Origin of the sequence: Streptomyces sp. NPDC090442 (assembly GCF_044769405.1) — a bacterium.
Lineage (GTDB): Bacteria > Actinomycetota > Actinomycetes > Streptomycetales > Streptomycetaceae > Streptomyces.
On sequence record NZ_JBIVXW010000108.1, the window covers coordinates 1 to 20,307 of the forward strand.

16 protein-coding genes and 1 riboswitch are annotated in these 20,307 nt (G+C 69.6%); of the genes, 4 read left to right on the forward strand and 12 right to left on the reverse strand.

Features of this window, described 5'->3' with window-relative positions:
* Positions 1-113 precede the first annotated feature (113 nt).
* The 4 genes from ACIQU6_RS41165 to ACIQU6_RS41180 all read right to left on the reverse strand — a co-directional run bounded on the left by ACIQU6_RS41165 (position 114) and on the right by ACIQU6_RS41180 (position 2,629).
* Positions 114-515: an ArsR/SmtB family transcription factor gene (locus tag ACIQU6_RS41165; RefSeq protein WP_403487226.1), complete on the reverse strand. Its 402-nt coding sequence runs from the start codon at positions 513-515 to the stop codon at positions 114-116.
* Positions 499-888, reverse strand: coding sequence for a hypothetical protein (locus ACIQU6_RS41170; RefSeq protein ID WP_403487228.1), 390 nt, complete (start codon positions 886-888; stop codon positions 499-501). Before ACIQU6_RS41170 ends, ACIQU6_RS41165 begins: the two co-directional genes overlap by 17 nt.
* 101 nt (positions 889-989) lie before the next feature.
* Positions 990-1,442 (reverse strand): winged helix-turn-helix domain-containing protein, encoded by a 453-nt coding sequence (locus ACIQU6_RS41175; protein ID WP_403487230.1) that lies wholly within the window; start codon positions 1,440-1,442, stop codon positions 990-992.
* Between the two features lie 370 nt (positions 1,443-1,812).
* Positions 1,813-1,986: riboswitch (M-box (ykoK) riboswitch) on the reverse strand.
* Positions 1,987-2,110: 124 nt separating this feature from the next.
* Positions 2,111-2,629: a hypothetical protein gene (locus ACIQU6_RS41180; RefSeq protein ID WP_403487232.1), complete on the reverse strand. Its 519-nt coding sequence runs from the start codon at positions 2,627-2,629 to the stop codon at positions 2,111-2,113.
* A 331-nt stretch (positions 2,630-2,960) separates the two neighbouring features.
* Here ACIQU6_RS41180 and ACIQU6_RS41185 point away from each other — a divergent pair, with 331 nt between their 5' ends.
* A complete protein-coding gene (locus ACIQU6_RS41185; RefSeq protein ID WP_403487234.1) occupies positions 2,961-3,554 on the forward strand; it encodes a pyridoxamine 5'-phosphate oxidase family protein in 594 nt (197 codons plus the stop codon).
* A gap of 128 nt (positions 3,555-3,682) precedes the next feature.
* Here the strand turns inward: ACIQU6_RS41185 and ACIQU6_RS41190 are convergent, their stop codons facing one another.
* The 6 genes from ACIQU6_RS41190 to ACIQU6_RS41215 all read right to left on the reverse strand — a co-directional run bounded on the left by ACIQU6_RS41190 (position 3,683) and on the right by ACIQU6_RS41215 (position 13,070).
* Positions 3,683-7,342 carry a hypothetical protein gene (locus tag ACIQU6_RS41190; RefSeq protein WP_403487236.1) on the reverse strand — a complete coding sequence of 1,220 codons (3,660 nt, stop codon included), beginning with the start codon at positions 7,340-7,342 and terminating at the stop codon, positions 3,683-3,685.
* 105 nt (positions 7,343-7,447) lie between these two features.
* Complete coding sequence (locus tag ACIQU6_RS41195) at positions 7,448-9,112, reverse strand: hypothetical protein (RefSeq protein ID WP_403487238.1); 1,665 nt, start codon at positions 9,110-9,112, stop codon at positions 7,448-7,450.
* Positions 9,113-9,181: 69 nt separating this feature from the next.
* On the reverse strand, positions 9,182-10,210 hold the full coding sequence (locus ACIQU6_RS41200) for a polyprenyl synthetase family protein (RefSeq protein WP_403487240.1): 1,029 nt from the start codon (positions 10,208-10,210) through the stop codon (positions 9,182-9,184).
* A gap of 3 nt (positions 10,211-10,213) precedes the next feature.
* Positions 10,214-11,536, reverse strand: a complete 1,323-nt coding sequence (locus ACIQU6_RS41205) for a hypothetical protein (RefSeq protein WP_403487242.1) — start codon at positions 11,534-11,536, stop codon at positions 10,214-10,216.
* Between the two features lie 45 nt (positions 11,537-11,581).
* Positions 11,582-11,950 (reverse strand): hypothetical protein, encoded by a 369-nt coding sequence (locus tag ACIQU6_RS41210; protein ID WP_403487244.1) that lies wholly within the window; start codon positions 11,948-11,950, stop codon positions 11,582-11,584.
* Between the two features lie 190 nt (positions 11,951-12,140).
* Complete coding sequence (locus ACIQU6_RS41215) at positions 12,141-13,070, reverse strand: hypothetical protein (RefSeq protein WP_403487246.1); 930 nt, start codon at positions 13,068-13,070, stop codon at positions 12,141-12,143.
* A 579-nt stretch (positions 13,071-13,649) separates the two neighbouring features.
* Between ACIQU6_RS41215 and ACIQU6_RS41220 the strand changes: the two genes are divergently transcribed.
* A complete protein-coding gene (locus ACIQU6_RS41220) occupies positions 13,650-14,936 on the forward strand; it encodes a hypothetical protein (RefSeq protein ID WP_403487248.1) in 1,287 nt (428 codons plus the stop codon).
* A 354-nt stretch (positions 14,937-15,290) separates the two neighbouring features.
* On the opposite strand, the gene ACIQU6_RS41225 is transcribed toward ACIQU6_RS41220, so the two are convergent.
* On the reverse strand, positions 15,291-15,821 hold the full coding sequence (locus ACIQU6_RS41225; protein WP_403487250.1) for a hypothetical protein: 531 nt from the start codon (positions 15,819-15,821) through the stop codon (positions 15,291-15,293).
* A gap of 578 nt (positions 15,822-16,399) precedes the next feature.
* Between ACIQU6_RS41225 and ACIQU6_RS41230 the strand changes: the two genes are divergently transcribed.
* A complete protein-coding gene (locus ACIQU6_RS41230; RefSeq protein ID WP_403487252.1) occupies positions 16,400-16,546 on the forward strand; it encodes a hypothetical protein in 147 nt (48 codons plus the stop codon).
* Between the two features lie 94 nt (positions 16,547-16,640).
* Here the strand turns inward: ACIQU6_RS41230 and htpG are convergent, their stop codons facing one another.
* Complete coding sequence (htpG, locus tag ACIQU6_RS41235; protein ID WP_403487254.1) at positions 16,641-18,578, reverse strand: molecular chaperone HtpG; 1,938 nt, start codon at positions 18,576-18,578, stop codon at positions 16,641-16,643.
* 350 nt (positions 18,579-18,928) lie between these two features.
* Between htpG and ACIQU6_RS41240 the strand changes: the two genes are divergently transcribed.
* The gene (locus tag ACIQU6_RS41240) at positions 18,929-19,921 is read left to right on the forward strand and encodes an Acg family FMN-binding oxidoreductase (protein WP_403487256.1); all 993 of its coding nucleotides are present in this window, start codon (positions 18,929-18,931) and stop codon (positions 19,919-19,921) included.
* The last annotated feature ends 386 nt before the right edge of the window (positions 19,922-20,307 follow it).

Consider the following 20,307-nt stretch of genomic DNA (forward strand, 5'->3'; position numbering starts at 1 on the left):
AAAAACACCCCCCAAAACACCCCCCCCCCCCCCCCCCCCCCCCCGGGGCGGGGGGGGGCCCCCCGGGCGGGCCCCCCCCCCCGCGCCCCCGACCGCCTCACTGCCGTATGCACCTACGTGTGCCGTCGTTCCGCCCCCTGCTCAACCGCGCCGCCCGGCCGCGCCGGTGCCGGACGGGCCGCCAGGTGCCGGGCGGCGGCGAGCAGCGACGGGAGGTGCGGGTTGGTGGTGCGGTAGAGCACGCGGTGGCCGCTGCGACGGACCCCGACCAGGCCCGCGGCCCGCAGGCGACCGAGGTGCTGGGAGACGGCCGCGTAGGGAGCGCCGACGCATTCCGTGAGCTCCCCGACGGCAAGCTCCTGGTCATCGGCCAGCGCCTGCAGCAACCGCAGCCGGATGGGACCGGCCACCGCCTTCAACAGCGCCGTCACGGCCGTGATTTCGGCGACCGTGAGCTCCGTGGCCGTCGTGCGCGCCGGAAGAGCGACGATGTCGGACTCAGTGAGCGCATGCATCGGACAACCCCCTTCCCATGGCGGAGGTGAGGGCGCGCGGACCGTCGTGCCGGTCCCGGTGCCAGTGCAGGTCGCGCACGGGCGGCATACCGGAGAGCATGTCGACGAGCCGGTCCAGCAGGCCCGTCTCCGCGCCGTCCAGGGTGACCAACATCTGCAGGTGGGTGGTGAACGCGTCGGACGGGTCGACGCGCACGGCCTCGACGCGCGCACCGGGCCGGCTCAGGGCCAGCACGCACAGCGCGCGCACCTGGGTTTCGGCGCCCTGGTCGCAGTGGACGTGGAGGGTGACCAGCTCGCGGGGCCGGACGGCCGTCGCCTCGGTGCCGCGGCGCTTGGTCTGCTTGAGGAGGGTACGGGGCAGGAATCGCATGACGGTGGGTATCCCTTGCATGCTCAGCGTTACGGGACGGCGAAGCCCAACGAGCCGGTCGTCGGGCTTCCTTCATCAGGGGTCTTGCTCGTGACCGACGGTCAGGGGCGGGGCCCGGCCGTGGCCGACGGCTCGAAGGCGTAGCCGACCTGCCGCACGGTGCGGATCAGCGCCCGATGTCCGGGGCCCAGTTTCCGGCGCAGGCGGGCGATGTGAACGTCGACCGTGCGCATGTCCCCCACGGCGGTCTGCTGCCACACCAGCGCCATCAACTGCTCACGGCTGTAGACCCGGCGCCGGTTGGCCACCAGATGGGCCAGCAGCTCGAACTCCATGCAGGTGAGCTTCAGTTGCTGCCCGCCGACCGCAACCCGCCGGGTCTCGCAGTCGACGACGAGGCCGCGGATGCGGTGGACCGGCGCCTTGGGTAGATCCACGGACTCGTGCGGGGACGACAGCGGGCGCGCAACGGTCGTGTGGCGTCGGCGCAGGTTGGAAGTCCGGGCCAGCAGGGTGTGGCGGACCGGTCGGTGGTGGAGGTTCAGGAGGTTCATGACTGCTTCCCTCGGATCGGGGTAGTGGTGGCGAAGGCCATGGCGAGACCCCGCCACGTGCCTGGTCTGGGAGAGAGGTGGCGGGCGCGCGGAAGCTGCCCGCCCCGCGAGCGCGCAGCCCGACCACCCGGGACGGCGAAAGCCGCACGGGTGTCTGGCGAAGAGTGTTCGCGAACGCGTCGGGAGGAGGAGTGGTTACCGCATACCGGAGGCAGAGAAAGTCATACGGGAAAACGACCTACTGTGCCCCGGACCGCCGCAACCATCGCAACTACTGCAACTACTGCCGTCCATGTTTCTCGCCTCCTTCCGGCCGGGGCGCGCGAGCGCGCCGTACGACTCGGCAGCGAGCGGACCGGCCCGCACGGCCGGTTCACCCCTACTCGTCAGAGCTTTGGCACTGCACGGCGTAATCCCCGTACGGGGGAAGCCACTTGGGGTCACCCCTTAGGTCGGGGAGACCTGTCCTGAACCTGGGCGTCTCTCGACGTCGTGGGGTCAGTGGCCTGTGTCCGTGCAGACGCCTCACCGAACGAGGTGCCTTCTTCAAACGTCCACAAGCCTGCCTGATACTTGCACATCAACGCAACTTGTTGACCAAGCCTTGACGGTCCCCTAGCCGAAACCGACGACGTACCCGAAGCCGAAGACGTGAGGACACACCCGGTTCAGTCACCTGCGGCCTGCCCCGGCACCCCGTTCACCTCGCCTGCCGCGCCGCCCGAAGACGTTCCGTCGACCGGCAGGGGTTCCACGCCGACCCGCTCGGCGATCCTGCTCAACAGGGCGTCCTGCGCGGCGAGATGGGCCTGCATGTGCGCCACCTCATGGAGGGTCGCGCTCGCATCGTGGAAGGTCGCCGCGGCACGCTTGTCCGCCGCGGCGGCCTGCACGTTCTGGCCGACCATGATGACGGACAACAGCACCAACTGCAGGAACGTCTGCGCCACCCAGGACACGATGGCCGACGCCCCGCCCCTGATCGCGTCCGGGAGGCTGATCAGGTCGAACAACGCAAACGCGTAGGCACACCACATGCTGCCGACGGCCCGGGTGATCAGGATCGCGATCCTCGTGTTGAACCGGGTGACCGCATTGCCCACCGGGAGCTGGTCGGTGACCTTCACCGGGCCCTGGGCGTCCCGCGAAGCGATGTGTGGGTGCGGCAGGTGCTCGTAGACCGTCATGCGCTGTCTCTCTGTCAAGGGGCGTTGCCCCGGCCGATGTTCCGCCATGGTGAGGTGAGGCCGGCGGTCGAGGCGGGTGACAGAAGACAGAGGTCTGTCGACACGGGCGCCCCGGCGCTGTCTCGGCAGGCACGCGGCAACCCGGCAACCAACGGGAACGCCCCCGCCCGCCCGCACTCTGCCCTTACCCACAACACCACGCCTTGCAGCGAGGGTTGCGTAAGGACTGCGCAAGGATTCCGACCACGGCACCTCCGCGGCCGGCAACGGAACGGTCCCCGCGAGCCGAACTGCCTCTTGAGAGGGCCCAACGGCCTGCCATAATCGAAATATGGGAAAGAGTTACGACCGAATAGAGGGCAGACTGCGCGCCTTCATCGAGGCGCAGCACATCTTTTTCACCGCGACGGCCCCGCTGGACGGCAGGGGCACGGTCAACCTTTCTCCCAAAGGGTTGAACGGCTCGTTCGCCGTGCTCGACGAACTCACCGTGGCCTACCTCGATTTCGCCGGTAGCAACGCCGAGACGATCGCCCACCTGCGCGAGAACGGCCGCATCACCCTGATGTGGTGCGCCTTCGACGGCCCGCCCAACATCGTGCGTGTGCACGGCCGCGGAGAGCCGGTCTTCCGTGACGATGCGCGGTGGAAGGAGCTGATGGGCTACTTCCCGGACATCGACCCGACCCTGCACGGCCTGCGCGCCGTCATCGTCGTGACCGCTGAGAGGATCCGCGACACCTGCGGATACGCGGTCCCGTTCATGACCTACGACGAGGACCGCCCGCTGCACGCGTCACGCTTCGCGCGCGAGTCCGATGAGTCATTCGACGTCTACTTCCACAAGAAGGAGCACATCGCGTCCAGCATCGACGGCCTGCCGGGGTTGCCGCTGCCACTGCCGCCGCTTCCGCTGGCCGAATAGCGTCCAACTCGGCGCGGACATCGGGATGACGATCCGCGGGTCGGCGTGGACCTTCACTGCCTGGGCTTCGACGATGAGCAACGTATGGCGGACGGCGGCGAACGGGCGCGGGTGAACTGGGCGTCACCTCAGGTGAGTTCCGCCGCCCTGGTCGTTGCGCAGTCCTTCATCGCGTCCCAGATGCCGGAGCCCAGGGCCGCGAACAGTTCCTCCGGGTGGTCCTGGAGGTAGCCGACGATGTCGCCCCAGGAACGGATGCCGATGGTGATGTTGAGGTCGAAGTCGACCAGGTGGACGCCGGCGAGGTGGGCGTCGCAGCCGGCCGCCAGGTGCAGTTGTGCACCGTTGCCGTCGATCTTCAGGTCGAAGCCGCCGTGTGCCCGGATGTCGACCAGGGTGCCGCCGGGGATGGGGATGCCGCCGAGCAGGACACCCCTGGGGATGTCGACCCTGAAGTCCAGGCCGACGTTCGCGCTGGCGTGCAGGCCGCTGTCGGTGTTCAGGGTGCAGCTCAGCTCGGTCGTCAGGATGTCCAGGAGGTGCGCTTCGAGGGTGAACGCGAAGCCCTTGTCGCCGAGTTGGGCCTCGACGGCGACGGAGGTGATCCCCAGGAGGTCGATCTTGCCGGAGAGGGAGAAGATCTTCTCCGGCAGGTGGCCTTCCTTGATGCCTCGGGTGTCGAGGAGGTATTGAGGACCCTTGGAACCGTCGTGGTTCGAGAAGGTGAACACCCCGCCGAGGGTGAGGGGTTGGGCGACGACGCTGCTCGCATAGATGCCGTCGTTGCCCACGCCGACCTCGAAGCGCCAGTTGTTGCCGAAGAAGTCGATGTTGCCCTTGCCGTAGTAGCCCTGCTCCCAGTGCTCGCCCAGCGGGCTGTCCCACCCGCCGGGGGCCGTCACGGCGCAGAACATCAGCTCGTGCAGCACGATCGTCTTGAGGAAGTCGAGTGCGGGCGGGGGAGTGACGACGATGGCCAAAATGTCCCGGACGGAGACGCCCTTGCCCTGGTCGGGGGTGGTGAGGGCGAAGCGGAACACCGTGACGAAGGGCTCCGGTTCCAGTCCGCCGACGATGTCCAGCTCAAGGTGGACCTCGCCGACCCGGATGGAGCCCCCCATGCCCAGGGTGAGCCCACTCGTCCCACCGCCGATCTGGGCCCAGAACGCCTCGACGTCGAAACCCTCGATGCCGAAGGCGTTCTTCCATGCGGGTCCGGGCTGTGGGGCGGCGGCCTCGGGGGTCAGGTGGCGGGTCGCGTCGTGCACGATCCGTCCGTCGGGGGCGGTCAGCGGGACGGCCGGGAGCGCCGTACGACCCGGCTTCTCCAGCGCGAAGGCGTACTGCCCCGGGGCGAGTTGGCCGGCGATCGTGCCCAGGGCGGGGGCGGCGGGCTTGAGCGTGAGATGGAGTGAGAAGCCTTGCCTGGAGACCGTTCCGCCGGCCACGAACTGGAGCAGGGACTCCGGCGCCGAACCCATCGCCGGGACGGTGAAGTTCCAGGAGGTCGACAACGTGATGCTGGGGAGGGCCGGTTTGATCTCCACCTCCAGGCCGCCGAAGCCGGGGCGTAGCTTCTGTTCGGCTATGGATGCCTTGAACACCGAGTCCTTCACCGGCGAGGTCAGGACCGCCTGGAGGTGGACGCCGGTGGCGACGCCGTCGAACAGGGCCCTCAGCGGCTCCAACGGCCCGGTGAAGCCGATCTCGGTGAAGAAGGTGAGGCCCTTGTCCAGGGTGGCGGGGAGGGTGTCCGGGGGAGAGGCGGCGTCCAGGGCCACGCCGTCGGCGGAGCAGACGGCCAGACCGGACTTGGTGAAGGTGATGTCGCCGAGAATGCCGAGGGCCTCGGACCAGCCCGGGATCTGGTTCGGTGACCAGGCCCAGTCCTGCTGCCAGAACGCGGCGGCGAACAGGGTGCCGGAGCCCCCCCTGGCCGCCTTCCCGACCAGGGTCAGGGCGTGGGCCCCGGCGAACGCGACCGTGCTGGCGACCGCGAGCTCATAGCCCTGGCCGTTGGCGACCTCGCCCACCTCGGCCCCGCCGAGGCGCAGCTTCACCGTCGAATCGCTCAACTCGACCGCGGGCAGGCCGCCTGGCAGCGGCACGTCGGCGTGGCAGGCGAGCGCGTCGATGAGGGCGGTGAGGTCGATCTTGGGGAAGGTGCCGCCGATTTCGAAGGTTCCAGGGAGGTGCCAGGCGGCGTCGAAGAGGATGCCGTCGTTGCCGCCGGCGGCCGGGCCGAGCGTTGCCTTCGCGGCGAGGGTGCCGGTGGTGAGGGCGGCGGTGAGGGCCTGGGACTCCACCGCCTCGGGCGGAGGGTTGCGCCAGGTCTTCCAGACACTCCGGCGCCCCTTCTTCTCTCCTTTCTCCCCTTCCTCCTTCTTGCGATCCAACTCCAGTGAGGTCTCGGTGAGTTGGAGGCGGGACGCTCCGATGTCGAGGTGCCACTCCGTGGTGACGGTGGCCGACAGTCCGTACTCGCCCTGCGTCGGGGCGGCCGTGCCGTGGAACTTCCGCAGCGTCAGGTCGGGTACGCCGGAGAGGTCGGTGCCCGAGACGAAGTGCCGGAGGACGTCCTTGAGTTGGGCCGGAGTCCGCTCGTCCAGGGTGAGTTCGAAGCGGCCGGGTGGAATGGCCGCGGAGGCGTGCAGGGCGACCGCGCCGGCCACGGTGAAGTCCCCGTATCCGGTGACGGTGGCGGAGCGGCTCTTCTGGAGCGGTGTGGTGACGGTGAGATGGGCGCCGACGCCCGTCACGGCGAGGTCGTCGCCGACGATCGGCCAGGAGACCGCGGGCTTCGCGGCGGCCGTGACGCTGATCGCGGTCAGGGCCTTGGCCAGTCCCTTGTCCGGACCCGTGCCGACCTTCGCCACGTCGATGGTGGCGCTGAGTTCGGTGAGCCGGACGGCGTCCCCGAGAGTGAAGCCGGCCGTGGTCAGTTGGTGTACGGCCGCGCCGGTTCCGTACCACTCCGCGAGGGCGTCCGTGCCGACGTCGCCGGGCAGCGCGTCCACGGTGAGCACGATCTCGTTGCCGGACGCGGGGACCGGGGCGCTGACGGTCGCGCCGACGCCCCGCGCCAACGCGAGGTCGGCGGCCAGACGGAGGCCGTAGGTCAGCGGTGGGGCGTCGCCCCGGGAGCCGGCCCACAGGAAGAAGTCGCCCCCGAACCCCTGCGGCGACTCCGGTATGGAGCGCAGCGCGAGGTCCGTCACGACCGCCGCGCCGACGGAGCGGCGCTGGACGCGACCGGTGAGCGAGAGGGGCGCGGGCGGGCGGCGGACCAGCGCGACCAAGGGGCCGAGGGGCGCCGGGTCCTGGACCTCGGGGGCGTGGAACGTGAGGCCCCGGTCGAGGACGGGGCGACCGTCGCGGGCGGGGCGGGGCGCCGAGGTGAGCAGGAGCTCGGGCCGGCGGTCGCCGAAGGTGAGGCCGGCCAGGTCGCTGCCCTCGGTGTCGGGGAACGAGGTGGCGAACGTCCAACCCGCCGGTGTCGTCAGGGGGATGAAGAGGGTGGGATCCTGGTCGACCGGGTCGAGGCCGAATTCGATGCCGGTGAGCCGGGCGCCGGTGATGCCCAGCGCGTGGAGTTCGCCGTCGACGACGATGGTGTCGGTGTCCGGGTGGTCCGTGCGCTGGAGCGCGCCGATCGTGAGGGTCTTGTCGTCGAGCCAGGTGGTGACCAGCGCGGCGGCCGGGCCGTGGCCGAGGTCGGAGCCCGCGAGGGTGAGGGTGTCGCCGGTGGTGTGCCGGTCGAGGAGTGCTTGGAGATCGGTGAACCGCATACGGGGGCCTTCCGGGCGGGCGGGGACGGGCGGTCGTACGGCAGCGGAATATGCGGGAGCGGTCGCACGGGACGCCTGGCGTCCGGGTCCGCTCCCGCGCGACGGTCAGCCCGTCAGCTTCTCGGCGATCACCTTGCGGGCGTTGTCCGTAAGGGCCTTGGCGATGTCGTCCCGGCGCTGGTCGGCGCCGTCCTGGACGCCCTTGACGAAGGCGTCCTTGACCTGCGAGGTGTTGAGGATCTTGTGGAGTGCGTCGTCGGGAAGGCCGTCCACGTGCACCTTGATGTCGAGGTGGTTCGGATCGACGTCGACGGCGAGCGAGCGCAGGCCGATGGTGAGGTGGTCCGCGTCGGGGCCGTCGAAGGACAACCCGAGGGCCACGGAAGGTTGTTGCACGGTGGTGTTCATGGTGCCGTCGATCTTGTCCCCGCTCTTCACGAAGGTCACCACGACGTCGGCGGCGATGACGATCGGTGTCCCGGAGATCCGGCCGAGCCGGAGGGTCGCCTCGACGCCCTCGGCCACCAACGAGGCGTCCTCCGTCGGGATGAGCACGTCGGCGATGCCGCTGATCTTGACCTTGTTGAGGGTGAAGTGGACGGGTTGGCCGAGTAGTTGCTGCTCTCCGAGGTCGATGGAGTCGATCGACAGCGGGTCGAGCTCCGGATCGGTGGACGAGCGGACCACGGTCGGCGGGTAGAAGCCGGAGCCCGTGTCGTTGACCGAGGCCCGCACCCGGTCGAAGAGGTAGACCTCCAACGGGCCTTCGCCCGACGGGGGTTTGCCGCCGTCGGCCGGGAGCGGGCCGGTGCCGAGGGCGCCGTCGAGCGCCTTGGCGAGCTGGTCGCTCACCGCGCCGGAGAACTGGGTGCGGAAGTCCTCCGCGTTCAGGGCGTCACCGAGCCTGTCGGTGAGCGCCGCGGCCGCGTCGGGGCTGTTGAAGGCCATGACCGCCGAGGTCATCCAGACCTTCTTGGTGTCCTCGGTGACCGTGTCACCCTCGATCGTCAGATGATCCGGATCGAGCGTGAACTCCGGCTGGGTGGCGACGGTGACGTGCTCCACGGTCGCCTTCGCCGTGCGCCCGGCCCCGGCACCCGCCGCCTCGATGCCGACCTGCACATCGAACGCCAGGTTCTTGACGGCGAACAGGAACTTCCCACGCCCCTCGATCGCCTGGGACGGCCACTCCACCCCGTACGCGTCCAGGCCCTTGAGCGCGACGCTCGTCGGCGGCTTGAGATCGGCCGCCCGAGGGGCGTCGATCACGACGACGTGCTGGACGAGCTGGTACTCCCCGTCGATCGTGATCTGCGGCTGATAGCCGTGCGAGTCGTAGGCGGCCGCCGTGACCCGGATGGTGCCGTGATAGCCGTTCTCGGTGGGGGTGAGGCCCGTCAGGTCGCCTACGGACGCGTTCGGCAGGCCGGCGATGGTGAGGCCGGTCAGCGTCAGCGCGGGGTACTGGGCCGCACGGTCCGGTTGGCTGATGAACGCGTTGAGGTTGGGCGGCAGATCGGGCACACCGGCGTCCTTCGCCTTCTTGAAGGCCCTGCGCACGAACAGCCACCAGGCATCGGCGATGGTGCCGGCGATCTCCCCCTCCGGGAGCGCCCCGAGCGTCCACTCGGCCACCTTCAAGGGCGACAGCGTGTGCCCGTCCGGTGTCTGGATCTTCTCCAGGACCTTCGGCAGCCAGTACGGGCTGTCCGGGTTGTTGATCCGCTTCTCCATGGTGGCGTAGACGAAGTTGACCACGGCTCCGGTCATGGCGGTGTTCCTCCTCGGGGCGGTACGGAGTGACGGTGGCGGGCCCGTAGGGGGCGGGCCGCAGCCCGGTCAGGGCCTCCGGTCGACGATGTGCAGCGCCAGGTCCTCCAGGGCGTGGCGGTAGCGGTTCGCCGGGAAGGGACGCAGCAGCTCGATCGCCTCCAGTGCCTGGGTGCGTGCGTCGGCGTAGGCGCGGGCGAAGCCGGTGGTGCCCCGCACCTCGGCGACGCAGCGCTCCAGGCCCGCGGCGTCCAGGGGCTCCCCGCGCATCACGCGGCTCACCCGGTGCCGTGGCCCCAACTCCTCCATCGCGTACACCAAGGGGAGCGAGGCACGGCGGCGCAGCAGGTCCATGCCCTGCGGCTTGCCGGAGCCGGACGCGTCCTGGGCCAGGTCGAAGAGGTCGTCCATGACTTGGAGGGCCCGCCCGAGCCGGCGCCCGACGAAGCCGGCGCGGCGGGCATCACCGGTGCGCCCGCCGGTGAGCGTGACACCGGCCTCGGCGGCCAGGCCGAAGAGGACGGCGGTCTTGCGGTCGGCGGTCCGCCAGTAGTGCTGCACCAGGCGCGCCGGTTCCTGGCTCAAGTCGGTCTGCAACTCGTCCAGTTCGCCGCAGCCGATCTGGAACGCGGTGTCCAGGACCAGCTCGATCAGCGCCATGTCCCGGTCCCGGTCGATGGTCCGCACGAAACCACGGATGGCCTGGACGAACTGGAGGTCGCCGACGAGCACGGCTGCCTCCCTGCCCCGCGCGGCGTTGACCGACGGCAGCCCGCGCCGAAGCGCCGAGTCGTCGATGACGTCGTCGTGGATCAACGTCGCCACATGCAGCATCTCCAGGGACACGGCTCCTTGCAGCACCTTGCGGGGGAGCGGCGCGGAGCCGGAAACCGTGCGGGCGGCGAGCAGCAGTACGACCGGCCGGAGCCGTTTCCCCTGCCGGTAGAGGGCGTGCTCGGTGGCGCTGAGGTAGCCCTGCTGCGGGGCGAGCGCCTCGTCGAGGATGGTCTCGAAGTGCGGTAGGTCGTCGGCCAGCAGTCCGTCCCAGATGTCCGGGCTGGCGCTCTCGACGGGAGCGCTCGCATCGAGGGTGAGCACCGGTCAGGACCGCCCGTCTCGGGGCGGCGCATAGCCCGCGATGCCGGTGAGGGCCGCGTGCCGCACGGTCTCCGCCAGCGCGTCGCGGAGCAACTCCTGGACGAACCCCATCGTCCGGAGCCGCTCCCGCGCCACCTCACCGACCGGGCCCTGCCAGCTCTCGTCGTCGATGTGCAGGGTGAGCTCGGGCAGCGTCACGGTGGCGTTCGGGCGGACAGGGTCCACGGTGATGCGTACCTCGGCGAGGCGTGCGGAGCAGTCGCCGATGTGCAGCGTGTCGGTCGCCGGTGGCTGCCGATCTGCCTTGCGGCGGTAGACGCCCTTGCCGAACTCCCGGATGCCGGCGCGCTGTTCGTCCGAGAGCGGCAGCCAGTCCTCGGGTTCGTCCTCCGCCGCCAGGGCGTACGTGCCCTGCGCCAACGCGGTGTAGCGGGCGAGTTCCTCGTCCGAGGTGGTCGGCAGCTCGCCGGAGTGCCGGTCGATGGCCGCGTAGACGTCCTGTTGGGACATCGGGGGCCCGGCCACCTCCGTTTGGCCCGCGTCGCTCTGGACTGTCTTGGCGAAGCTCTGCGCTGCCTTGGCGGCATCGGTGTACTTCTGCCTCTGGTCGGGATCCGTCGCGTCCTCCGCCATGAAGGTGAGGGTGGTGGCGACGTTGTTCTGCTGCCTGAACGCGTGCTTGTTGTACGTGACGTCGGTGTCCGGGTCACGCCAGTCATTGATCGTGGGCGGGGCGTTGAGCGACGTCCCCGGGTCCGTGGCGGTGTAGGTGTGCTCCGACGCCCGCCGGGTGACGCCGCCCTCGCTCCACACCTGCCTGAGCCCGTAGGTGTCGTCCGGATCGTCGAACGCGGCGTAGTAGCTCTCGTTGTGCTGCCCGTACTGGACGAGCAACTGCTGCCCGTTCTCGCTCTGCATCAGTTTGTCGCGGTGCCGGTCGGCGCGGTCGCGCCACTTCTCAAGGGTGTCCGGGTCCGGCGGGTCGTGCGGGGCGGGCGCGCGACTGGCGGCCGGGAGGGTGGGCTGCCTGGCCTCCTCGGAGAGCGGGCGCAGGTTGCCGGCGGTGTCGAGGTCGCGGATCGCGTCGGGACGGGCGTCGAGCGCGTACCGGCCGGTGAGGACGAGCGCCGGGATGCGGTATGTGCCCTGCTGCCCGTCGACGGCTTCCGGCCGTCCCTCGGCGTGGACTTGGAGCGCGCCGAAACGGACGCTGAGGGAGCCGGTGGGGTAGTCGACGGTGTCCGGCATCCGCACGGTGCGGGCGAGCGGATAGCCGGGGGTGTCGGCGAGATACAGGGCCTGGGCGTCGGGGTGCGGGGAGCTCACGGTCGTCTCCTGTCGTGAGTCGGGCCGATGGATGGCGAGGGCGGGTCAGGAGACGTCTGCGGTCCCGCTGATCATGAGCATGTCGTCGTGGGTGCCCAACTCCGGTGATTTCAGGCGGACATGGACCGTCGCCTCCCCGATCGGGATGTCACAGCCGATCGGCTGGTCGAGCGGGATGTCCGGGGTCAGGCCCTTGATCTTGTCCTTGACGATGCCCGGGGCCGCCAGGGCCAGGCCGTTGACCAGGCCCGCCAGTATGTCGGAGAGCGCCGTCTGCGGATGGAAGGTGACACTGTTCAGTTCGAGGTCCGTCACCTTCACGGTGAGGGCGGTGTCCGTGAGGCCGGTTGCCTGGACCGTGACCACGGGTGAAGGCGGGTCGTAGGTGACGTCGAACTCGATGGGGGCGGACATGCAGGTGCTTCTCCCTGAACGGTTGGCCAAGTGACTGGGCGAGGCGATCGACTGAGCGACCGACTGGCTGATCGATCGACCACCCGACTGAACGGCCGGGGGAATGGCCGAGCGAGCGACCGGACGGGTGGCCGAGTGGGTGACCGGGTGGCGTGAGGCAACGAGCCCGGTGACGTGGGCGCGCTTCGGATCAGGACTCGTGCCCCGCCTTGGACAGGGCACAACCGCCGCTGCCGTCCGGGGAGATGGGAACGAGGTCGAGTTCGGCGTGCCAGTCGATGTCGACTCCGGCCGAGGCGGTGGTCGGGTCGGTGCCGACCGTCAGGTCCTTGGCCCGCCGGAAGGTCGCGTCCCACCGGGCCGAGGCGACGAACCGGATGGTCCGGTCGTCCTTGGCCAGTTGGTGGTTCTCGTACTGCTTGACCGTGGCCGTCAGAAGCGTGGTCAGCAGGCCCTTGCTGACCAGGGTGAACACCTGCTTGTCCGTGGGCCAGTCCACGGGATCGGCGCGCAGCGCCGTCGGCTTCCCCACCTTGACGGTCGACGCGAGCACCAGATGGGTGGGGAGAACGTCCACGCGCACGAGGTTCAGGGTGACTGTCTGGCCGAAGAGGCTCTGAGCCGGGATCTTCAGCCCTTTGAGCAGGGTCGCGCCTTGGTCGAGGAGGGTGGGGACGACGAGGTTCTTGATGATGATGGTGGTCGGGTTGGCCGGCCAGTTCTCCAGCCAGGCGCCCAGAGGGACGACCGTGATGCCGCCGCCGTCGAGCTTGAGTTGGAGGGCCACCGAGACCTTGCCGGAGACCGGGGGAAGTGGCGAGCCCCCCACCTTGCAGTCCACCTGCAGCCGTTCGGCGACGAACTGGAGCACACCGGATTCCGGGAGGGCGCTGACGCCATCAGCCTTGACCATCTTCTCCCAGAGGTCCTTGTCCGGCGGGGCAAGGGTGAGGGAGGGGGCGACGAGGAAGTCCCAACCGAAGGTGTAGTCCGTCCCCTCGATGGTCTTCTCCGCACTGCCCCGGAACGCGTCACGGTGTTGTTGATAGGCCGTCTGGAGACCGGAGTTGATGGCGTCGGCGCCGACTCCGACCGCGAGATCGAAAGGTGAGTCGTTCACCCCGCCATCCAAGGGCACCGCGGGGCGGCCGGACTACGGCTTCGCCTGCGCTGTCGCAAAGCAACGCCCCGGCGATTCCGAACAAGCCGCCTTCCGCGCGGGCGGGTTGTGGTGAAGGGCGGATCGCATACCGTCGGTTACGCGCCGTGACCAGGTGCGTCGGCCTCGGCCCGCACCCTGTCTGGGACAGGCATTCGACGGATGGATCTGGCTAACTCGTGGGAAAACCAGGGGTGTTACCGGCCCCGGTGCCGCATCCGGGGGCGTTCGCCTGTGCGTGTATGAGACCGTCTTGCCGGATCGGTGGCACCGGATCGATGATGTGAGGCCGCCGCCGGCGACGAAGCGTCACCGGAGGTGGGGTCCGTCGGATGATGCTGTCTGGCCTCGGGCAAGAACCCCATCCCAGTCCCCGGGCGAGACCTCCAACCCCCAACTCCATCGCTGTCCGCATCGCCATTCCCGTCCCCGTCCCCGTCCCCGTCCCCGTCCCCGGGTGGAGCATCCCGTCCCCACCCTCACCCTCACCTCCCAACCCCCGTGCGCATTCCCATCACCCACCACAGAGGGAGCCACAGCATGAGTTACGACCTTGCCGTCGGAGCAGACGTCGGCATCGTGAACAGGGTGGCTGAGGAGGTGTACTCCCAGCTGTACCCCCGGTATTTCACCGGCTCCCAGCCGTACGACGCGGGCGGCACCCCCGTCACGGTGACCTGGGACGTCAAGACCGCGCCCGTCTTCGACCTCACCCCGGCCACGTACTCCGAGGAGGAGTTACGCGCGCGCTTCACCGAGGGCGGCGCCGGTCGGTTCACCCAGGCCGAGGTGGCGGAGTACGCGGCCGCCTTGCGCACCTCGCTGGACGGGAGCACCTTCCAAGTCATCCTGCACCAGGTCCACATCACCGTCGACACCGGCGGCGGGGACCCGGTGGCAGCGGACGCCACCGTGACCGTGGACGTCCAGGTCAGCACGTCCGCCTCCGGCCTGCTCACCCTGGACCCCATCAAGGCCACGGCCAGCGACACCGGCCACGTTCAGAAGGTGATCCTGGACAATGTCGTGCTGCCCGCCGTCCTGGACCAAGCCCGCCAGGTCCTCTCGGGCATCCAACTGCCCAAGCCGCACATCCCGTTGCTGGACCTCTCGGTACCGGTCCCCGTCATCCAGCCGCAGCGGGCCGTGGCCGCCATGAACCTGGTCGAGCACGGTCTTCCGCAGCCACCGTTCCCGGACGCCTGGCCGACCAGCCCGTTCTTCGCCCTACTCGGTAGGGACACCGTCCGAAGGATCGCCGAGGCCGCCACCGCATACCTCGAAGGTCAGACCTTCCCCGCCGGCGACTCCAAGGACTTCGGGGTCGGCACCGGCTACTACAAGGCCACGATCGCCATTCACCACGTGCAGTGCGAGATCCTCGACACCGAGATCCCGACCGTGCAGGTCCACGCCGCCGTCGCCGGAAGCGGCAGCGCCGGCATCAACTGGTTCTGGGGCGGGTCCACGGACGCGTTCTTCGACCTGGGACTGGAGCCCGACCCCACCGTCACGCTCACTCTGACGATGGACGGGACCACGCTCAAGGCCAAGACGGACAGCGTGAGTTCCTTCGACCTCAAGATCTATCCGCACGGCGACATCGTCAGCGTCATCGCCTCCTGGGTGGCCAACGCCCTCTCCTCCACCCTCGGACGGCTCGTCGGCGACGCACTGAAGGGCATCGAGTTCACCTTGGGCAGCCTCCCCGCCATCCCCATCGACGTGGACCCGATCCACCTCGACGTGACCCCGACCGACCTGACTCTCGGCCGCTTCGGCGACGACCTGTCCCTCCAGGGCGACGTCTCCATCAGCAAGCGGTAGCGGTAGCCGATCAGCTCACCACCACCGGCGGCCGACCGACGATGCGGGGAGACCCGGACGACGCAGCGCCGGCCGGCCACGGCGACGACCCCAACCCGCGCCAACTGCCGAGCAAGGTGGGAAGGGTTGGGGAATCCCGTGATCACGGCTCGGGTTGCACCACGGCTCAGCAGGAGTGGTGGAGAGGTTCCCTGTGCGGGGCATCGCGATGTCGCACCAACTCGGCTCCGGTCGTGGGACCTGGGCCGACCTGGTGGCGCTTCCAGCGGAGGCAGTGGCCCCGGCGCCGCGGGCGGTCCCGTCGGACACGCCCCATCAGGCATGCCCCGTCGGACACGCCCCAAGAAGAGGGCGTTAGCCCACCCACTCACGCAACAACCTCTCCCGCTCCGTGCTCCGCGGCGATCCGTCCTCCCAGGCACGGCCCCACTCCGACATCGCTGCCAGCGTCGTGGCCATCGTCGCGGCGCCCTCCGTGAGACGGGACAGAAGGGCCCGGGAGAGGTCCACCTCTGTCTGGGTGTAGCCGTTGGCCGCGGCCACGTAGGCCGTCAACTCGTGGTCACCGTCGGGTGTTTCCACGCCCACCGCCAGCGTCGGAGGCGCCTCGTTCGCCCGGCCCGGGGCCGCGTCCATGGCGGCCACGTTCATTGCCATGTGCAGCGCGATGTTCGTGACCGCACCGACTCGCCGCAGCATGGACTTCACGGGGACGTCCGCCACCGTCAGCGCGTGCACGTCCTCCCACAGGTACAGGCCGGACTGGCCTTCGCCGAGGGCCACCACGCCCTCGGGCGTCAGGCGTACGCCGCGAGTCGCGCCGAACGGCTTCGCGCCCACGTACACATCGCCCTCGGCGATCCAGAACAGGCCCACCATGGCCATCGGCTGCTCACTTCCCCCATGACGGCACGGCCGTCATATCGCACATCAATCGATCAGGTCGTCCACCGTAACGTCGCAAGAGGTCGGAAAGGTTCCGAAAGATTTCGTTTTCTCTCGCGATCTTTCATCGTCGGCGGGCGGCGAGGCGCCCCCGGTGTGGGCAGGACGTCCACGCGTACGCCCCACAGAATGACCGAGCGGCTGGGCTGCGTTGCTGGCGAGCGCTGCGGAGACTCCTGCCCGTGTCCGCACCGCGAGACCCCGCCGTCCACCGCGTCGCGTCGGAAACCTTGGAACCAGGGGAGTCAGCGGACGCGCACCACGCGTCGGCGTTCGCGGTGTCGGCCGTCGGGCTGCCATCACGGACAGCGGAGGACGGGGCACGGGCCGCCTTCGCGAGGGAGCACCGGTCGCTTTCCGGTGGTTCCTGCTGGCCGGTTGGCGGGCCGGCCTGGGCCTGCCTGGGACCGCGACACGCGCCAACGCACGTGCTGGGGTGGGCGGTTGCGGAGTTCGGACCAGGCGTAGTGACCTTGCGAGCGCGCTCGCCGTTGCTGTCCGCCCGCAACGTCGTGTCCGTGGAAGGCGCCAGGCTGATGTGGGCCACCCATCTGCGGTTCAACGGCCGTGCCGGACGGGCGATGTGGGCCCTGGCCGCCCCGCTGCACCACCGGACCATTCCACTGCTCCTGGGGCGGGCGGTGCGCCGCGCGCGCCCCGCGTGAGACGTCGAGCCGGCGGCCCGCTCAGCACCTCAGGGGCGACCCCGAGGCCGCCCCTGAGACGGGCCGCCGGCTCCTGGCGAAGCCGGCCTACGAGCTACAGTGCCCGCTCCAGACGCTCCGCCATCAACTTCACGAACCGCGCCGGCTCCTTCGGCTGGCCGCCCTCGGCGAGCAGCGCCAGGCCGTGCAGCAACTCGGCGGTCTCGGTCAGCTCCGTGCGGTCCTCGCGCTCCTTGTACGCCTCGTTGAGGCCCTTCACCAGCGCGTGATCCGGGTTGAGCTCCAGGATCCGCTTGGAGCGCGGCACTTCCTGGCCCATCGCGCGGTACATGTTCTCCAGCGCCGCCGTCGGGTCGTTCGCGTCGGAGACGACGCAGGCCGGGGAGACGGTGAGGCGGGAGGACAGGCGCACGTCCTTGATGTCCTCGTCCAACTGCTCCTTCATCCAGCCGAGCAGCCCGGCGTACTCGTCGGCCTGCTTCTCCCGCTCCTCGCCGGAGGTCTTCTCGTCCTCGCTACCGAGATCGAGCTGCCCCTTGGCGACGGACCGCAGCGACTTGCCCTCGAACTCGCCGATGGCGTCGACCCACACCTCGTCCACCGGGTCGGTGAGCAGCAGCACCTCGATGCCCCGGTCCCGGAACGCCTCCATGTGCGGGGAGTTCTCGATGGCCTGCCGGGACTCGCCGGTCAGGTAGTAGATGACGTCCTGACCGTCCTTCATCCGCTCCACGTACTGCTTGAGCGTGGTCGGCTCGGTGTCGTCGTGCGTGCTCGCGAACGACGCGACGGCGAGGATGGCCTCCTGGTTCTCCGGCTCGGTGACCAGCCCCTCCTTGAGGACCGCCCCGAACTCCCGCCAGAACGTGGCGTACCGCTCCTGGTCCTTGCCCATCATCTCCTTGACGGTGGACAGCACCTTCTTCGTCAGCCGGCGCCGCATCCGCTCGATCTGACGGTCCTGCTGGAGGATCTCCCGGGAGACGTTGAGCGAGAGGTCCGCCGCGTCGACGACGCCCTTGACGAAGCGGAGGTACGGCGGCAGCAGCGCCTCGCAGTCGTCCATGATGAACACGCGCTTGACGTAGAGCTGCACCCCGCGCTTGTACTCCCGCGTGAAGAGGTCGTGGGGAGCGTGCGCCGGCAGGAACAACAGGGCCTGGTACTCGAAGGTGCCCTCCGCCTGGAGTCGGATCGTCTCCAGCGGCTCGCGCCAGTCATGGCCGATGTGCTTGTACAGCTCGTGGTACTCGTCCTCGGACACCTCGTCGCGCGAACGCGCCCACAGCGCCTTGGTGGAGTTGAGCGTCTCGGGCTCGGGCGCCTTGTCTCCCTCGCCGCCCTCGGCGTCCTGGTCGCCCTCGCCGGTCGCGGCCGGAGCCTCGGCCGCCATCCGGATGGGCCAGGTGATGAAGTCCGAGTAGCGCTTGATGATCTCCTTGATCTTCCACGGGGAGGTGTAGTCGTGGAGTTGGTTCTCCGGGTCGGCCGGCTTGAGGTGGAGCGTGACCGAGGTGCCCTGCGGCGCCCCGTCGACCGCCTCCAGCGTGTAGGTGCCCTCGCCGCGCGACGACCAACGGGTGCCCTGGCCCTCGCCGGCCCGACGGGTCACCAGGGTGACCTCGTCCGCCACCATGAAGCCGGAGTAGAACCCGACGCCGAACTGGCCGATGAGCCCCTCCTCCCCGGCCGCGTCCTTGGCCTCCCGCAGTTCCTGGAGGAACTTCGCGGTGCCTGAGTTGGCGATCGTGCCGATGAGTTGGCCGACCTCGTCGTACGACATCCCGACACCGTTGTCCCGCACGGTCAGTGTGCGGGCGTCCTTGTCGATGTCGATCTCGACGTGCAGATCGGACACGTCGGCGTCGAGCGCATCGTCCTTCAACTTCTCCAGGCGCAGCTTGTCCAGTGCGTCGGAGGCGTTGGAGACGAGCTCCCGCAAGAAGACGTCTTTGTTCGAGTAGACCGAGTGGATCATCAACTGCAGCAGTTGACGGGCCTCTACCTGAAACTCAAAGGTTTCGGTCGGCATGTTCGCGCGTACCTCACAGGTCCTGTTTTGTCGGAACTGGCGGCAGCTACTGTAAAACACCACGTCAGGGCGGCGGGAGCGTTCTGTGAGGCTTGGGCTTCAGATCGGCCGCCGAATCCACCGAAACCCCTCAAAGTCCCGCAACGACGTCCGCCGGTCCGTCGAAAACCGTCGAGCCCCGGCCCCGCGCCCGGCCCACCGGTCCGCGGGCCGACCAGCCCCCGGCCAGGGCCCTATGACCCCTGACGCCAACGGCCAGGCCCCGCAACCCTGGAGGGGACCCTGCCGATACCACCGCCGTGCCGAGCCCTGCTTCTCCGGCGCGGACCGAACCACCCGGGAGGCACCCAGTGCTCACCCAATCCACCCTCGACGACACCGCCATCAAGTCGCTGGTGACCGACGCCACCATGGCGCCCTCGATGCACAACGCCCAACCATGGCGCCTCGAATACTCCCGCTCGTCGCGCACCGTGCTGCTCTTCGCCGACCTGGACCGCGCGATGCCACTGGCCGATCCCACCACCCGCGCGCTCCACCTCGGCTGCGGCGCCGCCCTGTTGAACCTCCGCGCCGCCGCGGCACACGCCGGCCTCCGCACCGTCACCACGCTGCTGCCGGCCCCGCACACCCCCACGCTCCTGGCCTCGTTACGCTTAGACGAACCGCACGAGCCCCTGGACGTGGGCCTGTCCGAGCTCCACCACGCGCTCCGCACCCGTCACACCAGCCGCGCCCCCTTCTCCGAACGACGCGTCCCGGCCGGCCTCCGCGCGACCCTGTCCGGCGCCGCGGCCGGCGAAGGGGCGCGACTGGCGTTCCTGACCACCCCGCACCGCGAGGCCGTGCTCGACCTCGTCCTCAACGCGGAGGGTTACGACCGCATGGACGACGGTCGCGAGGTCGAACAACGCAGTTGGACCCGCGACGCCTCCGCCGCAACGTCGGCGGACGGGATCCCGGAGTACGCCTTCGGTCCCGCCAAACGTGGCGGCGCGGCCCCGATGCGGGACTTCGCCGGCCGCCGCCCGATCCCCGAACGCCCCTACGCCGACTTCGAGAAGAGCCCGCAACTGGCCTTGCTCAGCACCACCCACGACACCCCGGCCGACTGGCTGCGCGTGGGCCAGGCACTCCAACGCGTCCTGCTCCTCGCCACCCGTCAAGGGCTCGCCAGCTCCTTCGCCACCCAGCCCCTGGAATGGTCCGACCTGCGCTGGCTGCTGCGCGACCCACGCTCCGGCGCCGGCCACGTCCAGATGATCCTGCGCCTGGGCTACGGACCCGACGGCCCGAGCACACCGCGCCGACCGGTGGACGAGGTCCTGACGATCACGCCATGAGCCCCGGAACACCAGACGGGTTGGACCGTCGCAACCGTTGGGCTGTCGGGTTGCTGGGACGCGCCGACCGGTCAGGCGTGCACCGTGCTCATGCCCTGTCACCGCACCCGTGCTCTGTCCGCGAGCCGGGGAGGAGCGAGGGTAGGTGCACAACCGCCATGGCGTGTCCGCGAGCGTGCGTGCCAGGCGCCGCGACGCCGCGGAGATCCGTCAGAAGCGCCCTAGTAGGGTGTCGCTGCTTAGTTCTGGTGTGTTTTGTTGGGAGGTTGGTTCCTGGCAGGCCCTTCTCCCCTGCCAGACAAGGATGTTGTGATGGCTTCGCAGAAGAAGTGGCCGGTCGCGTTGACCGTGCACGATCGTGAGTGCTTGGTCGCAGTGACCACTAC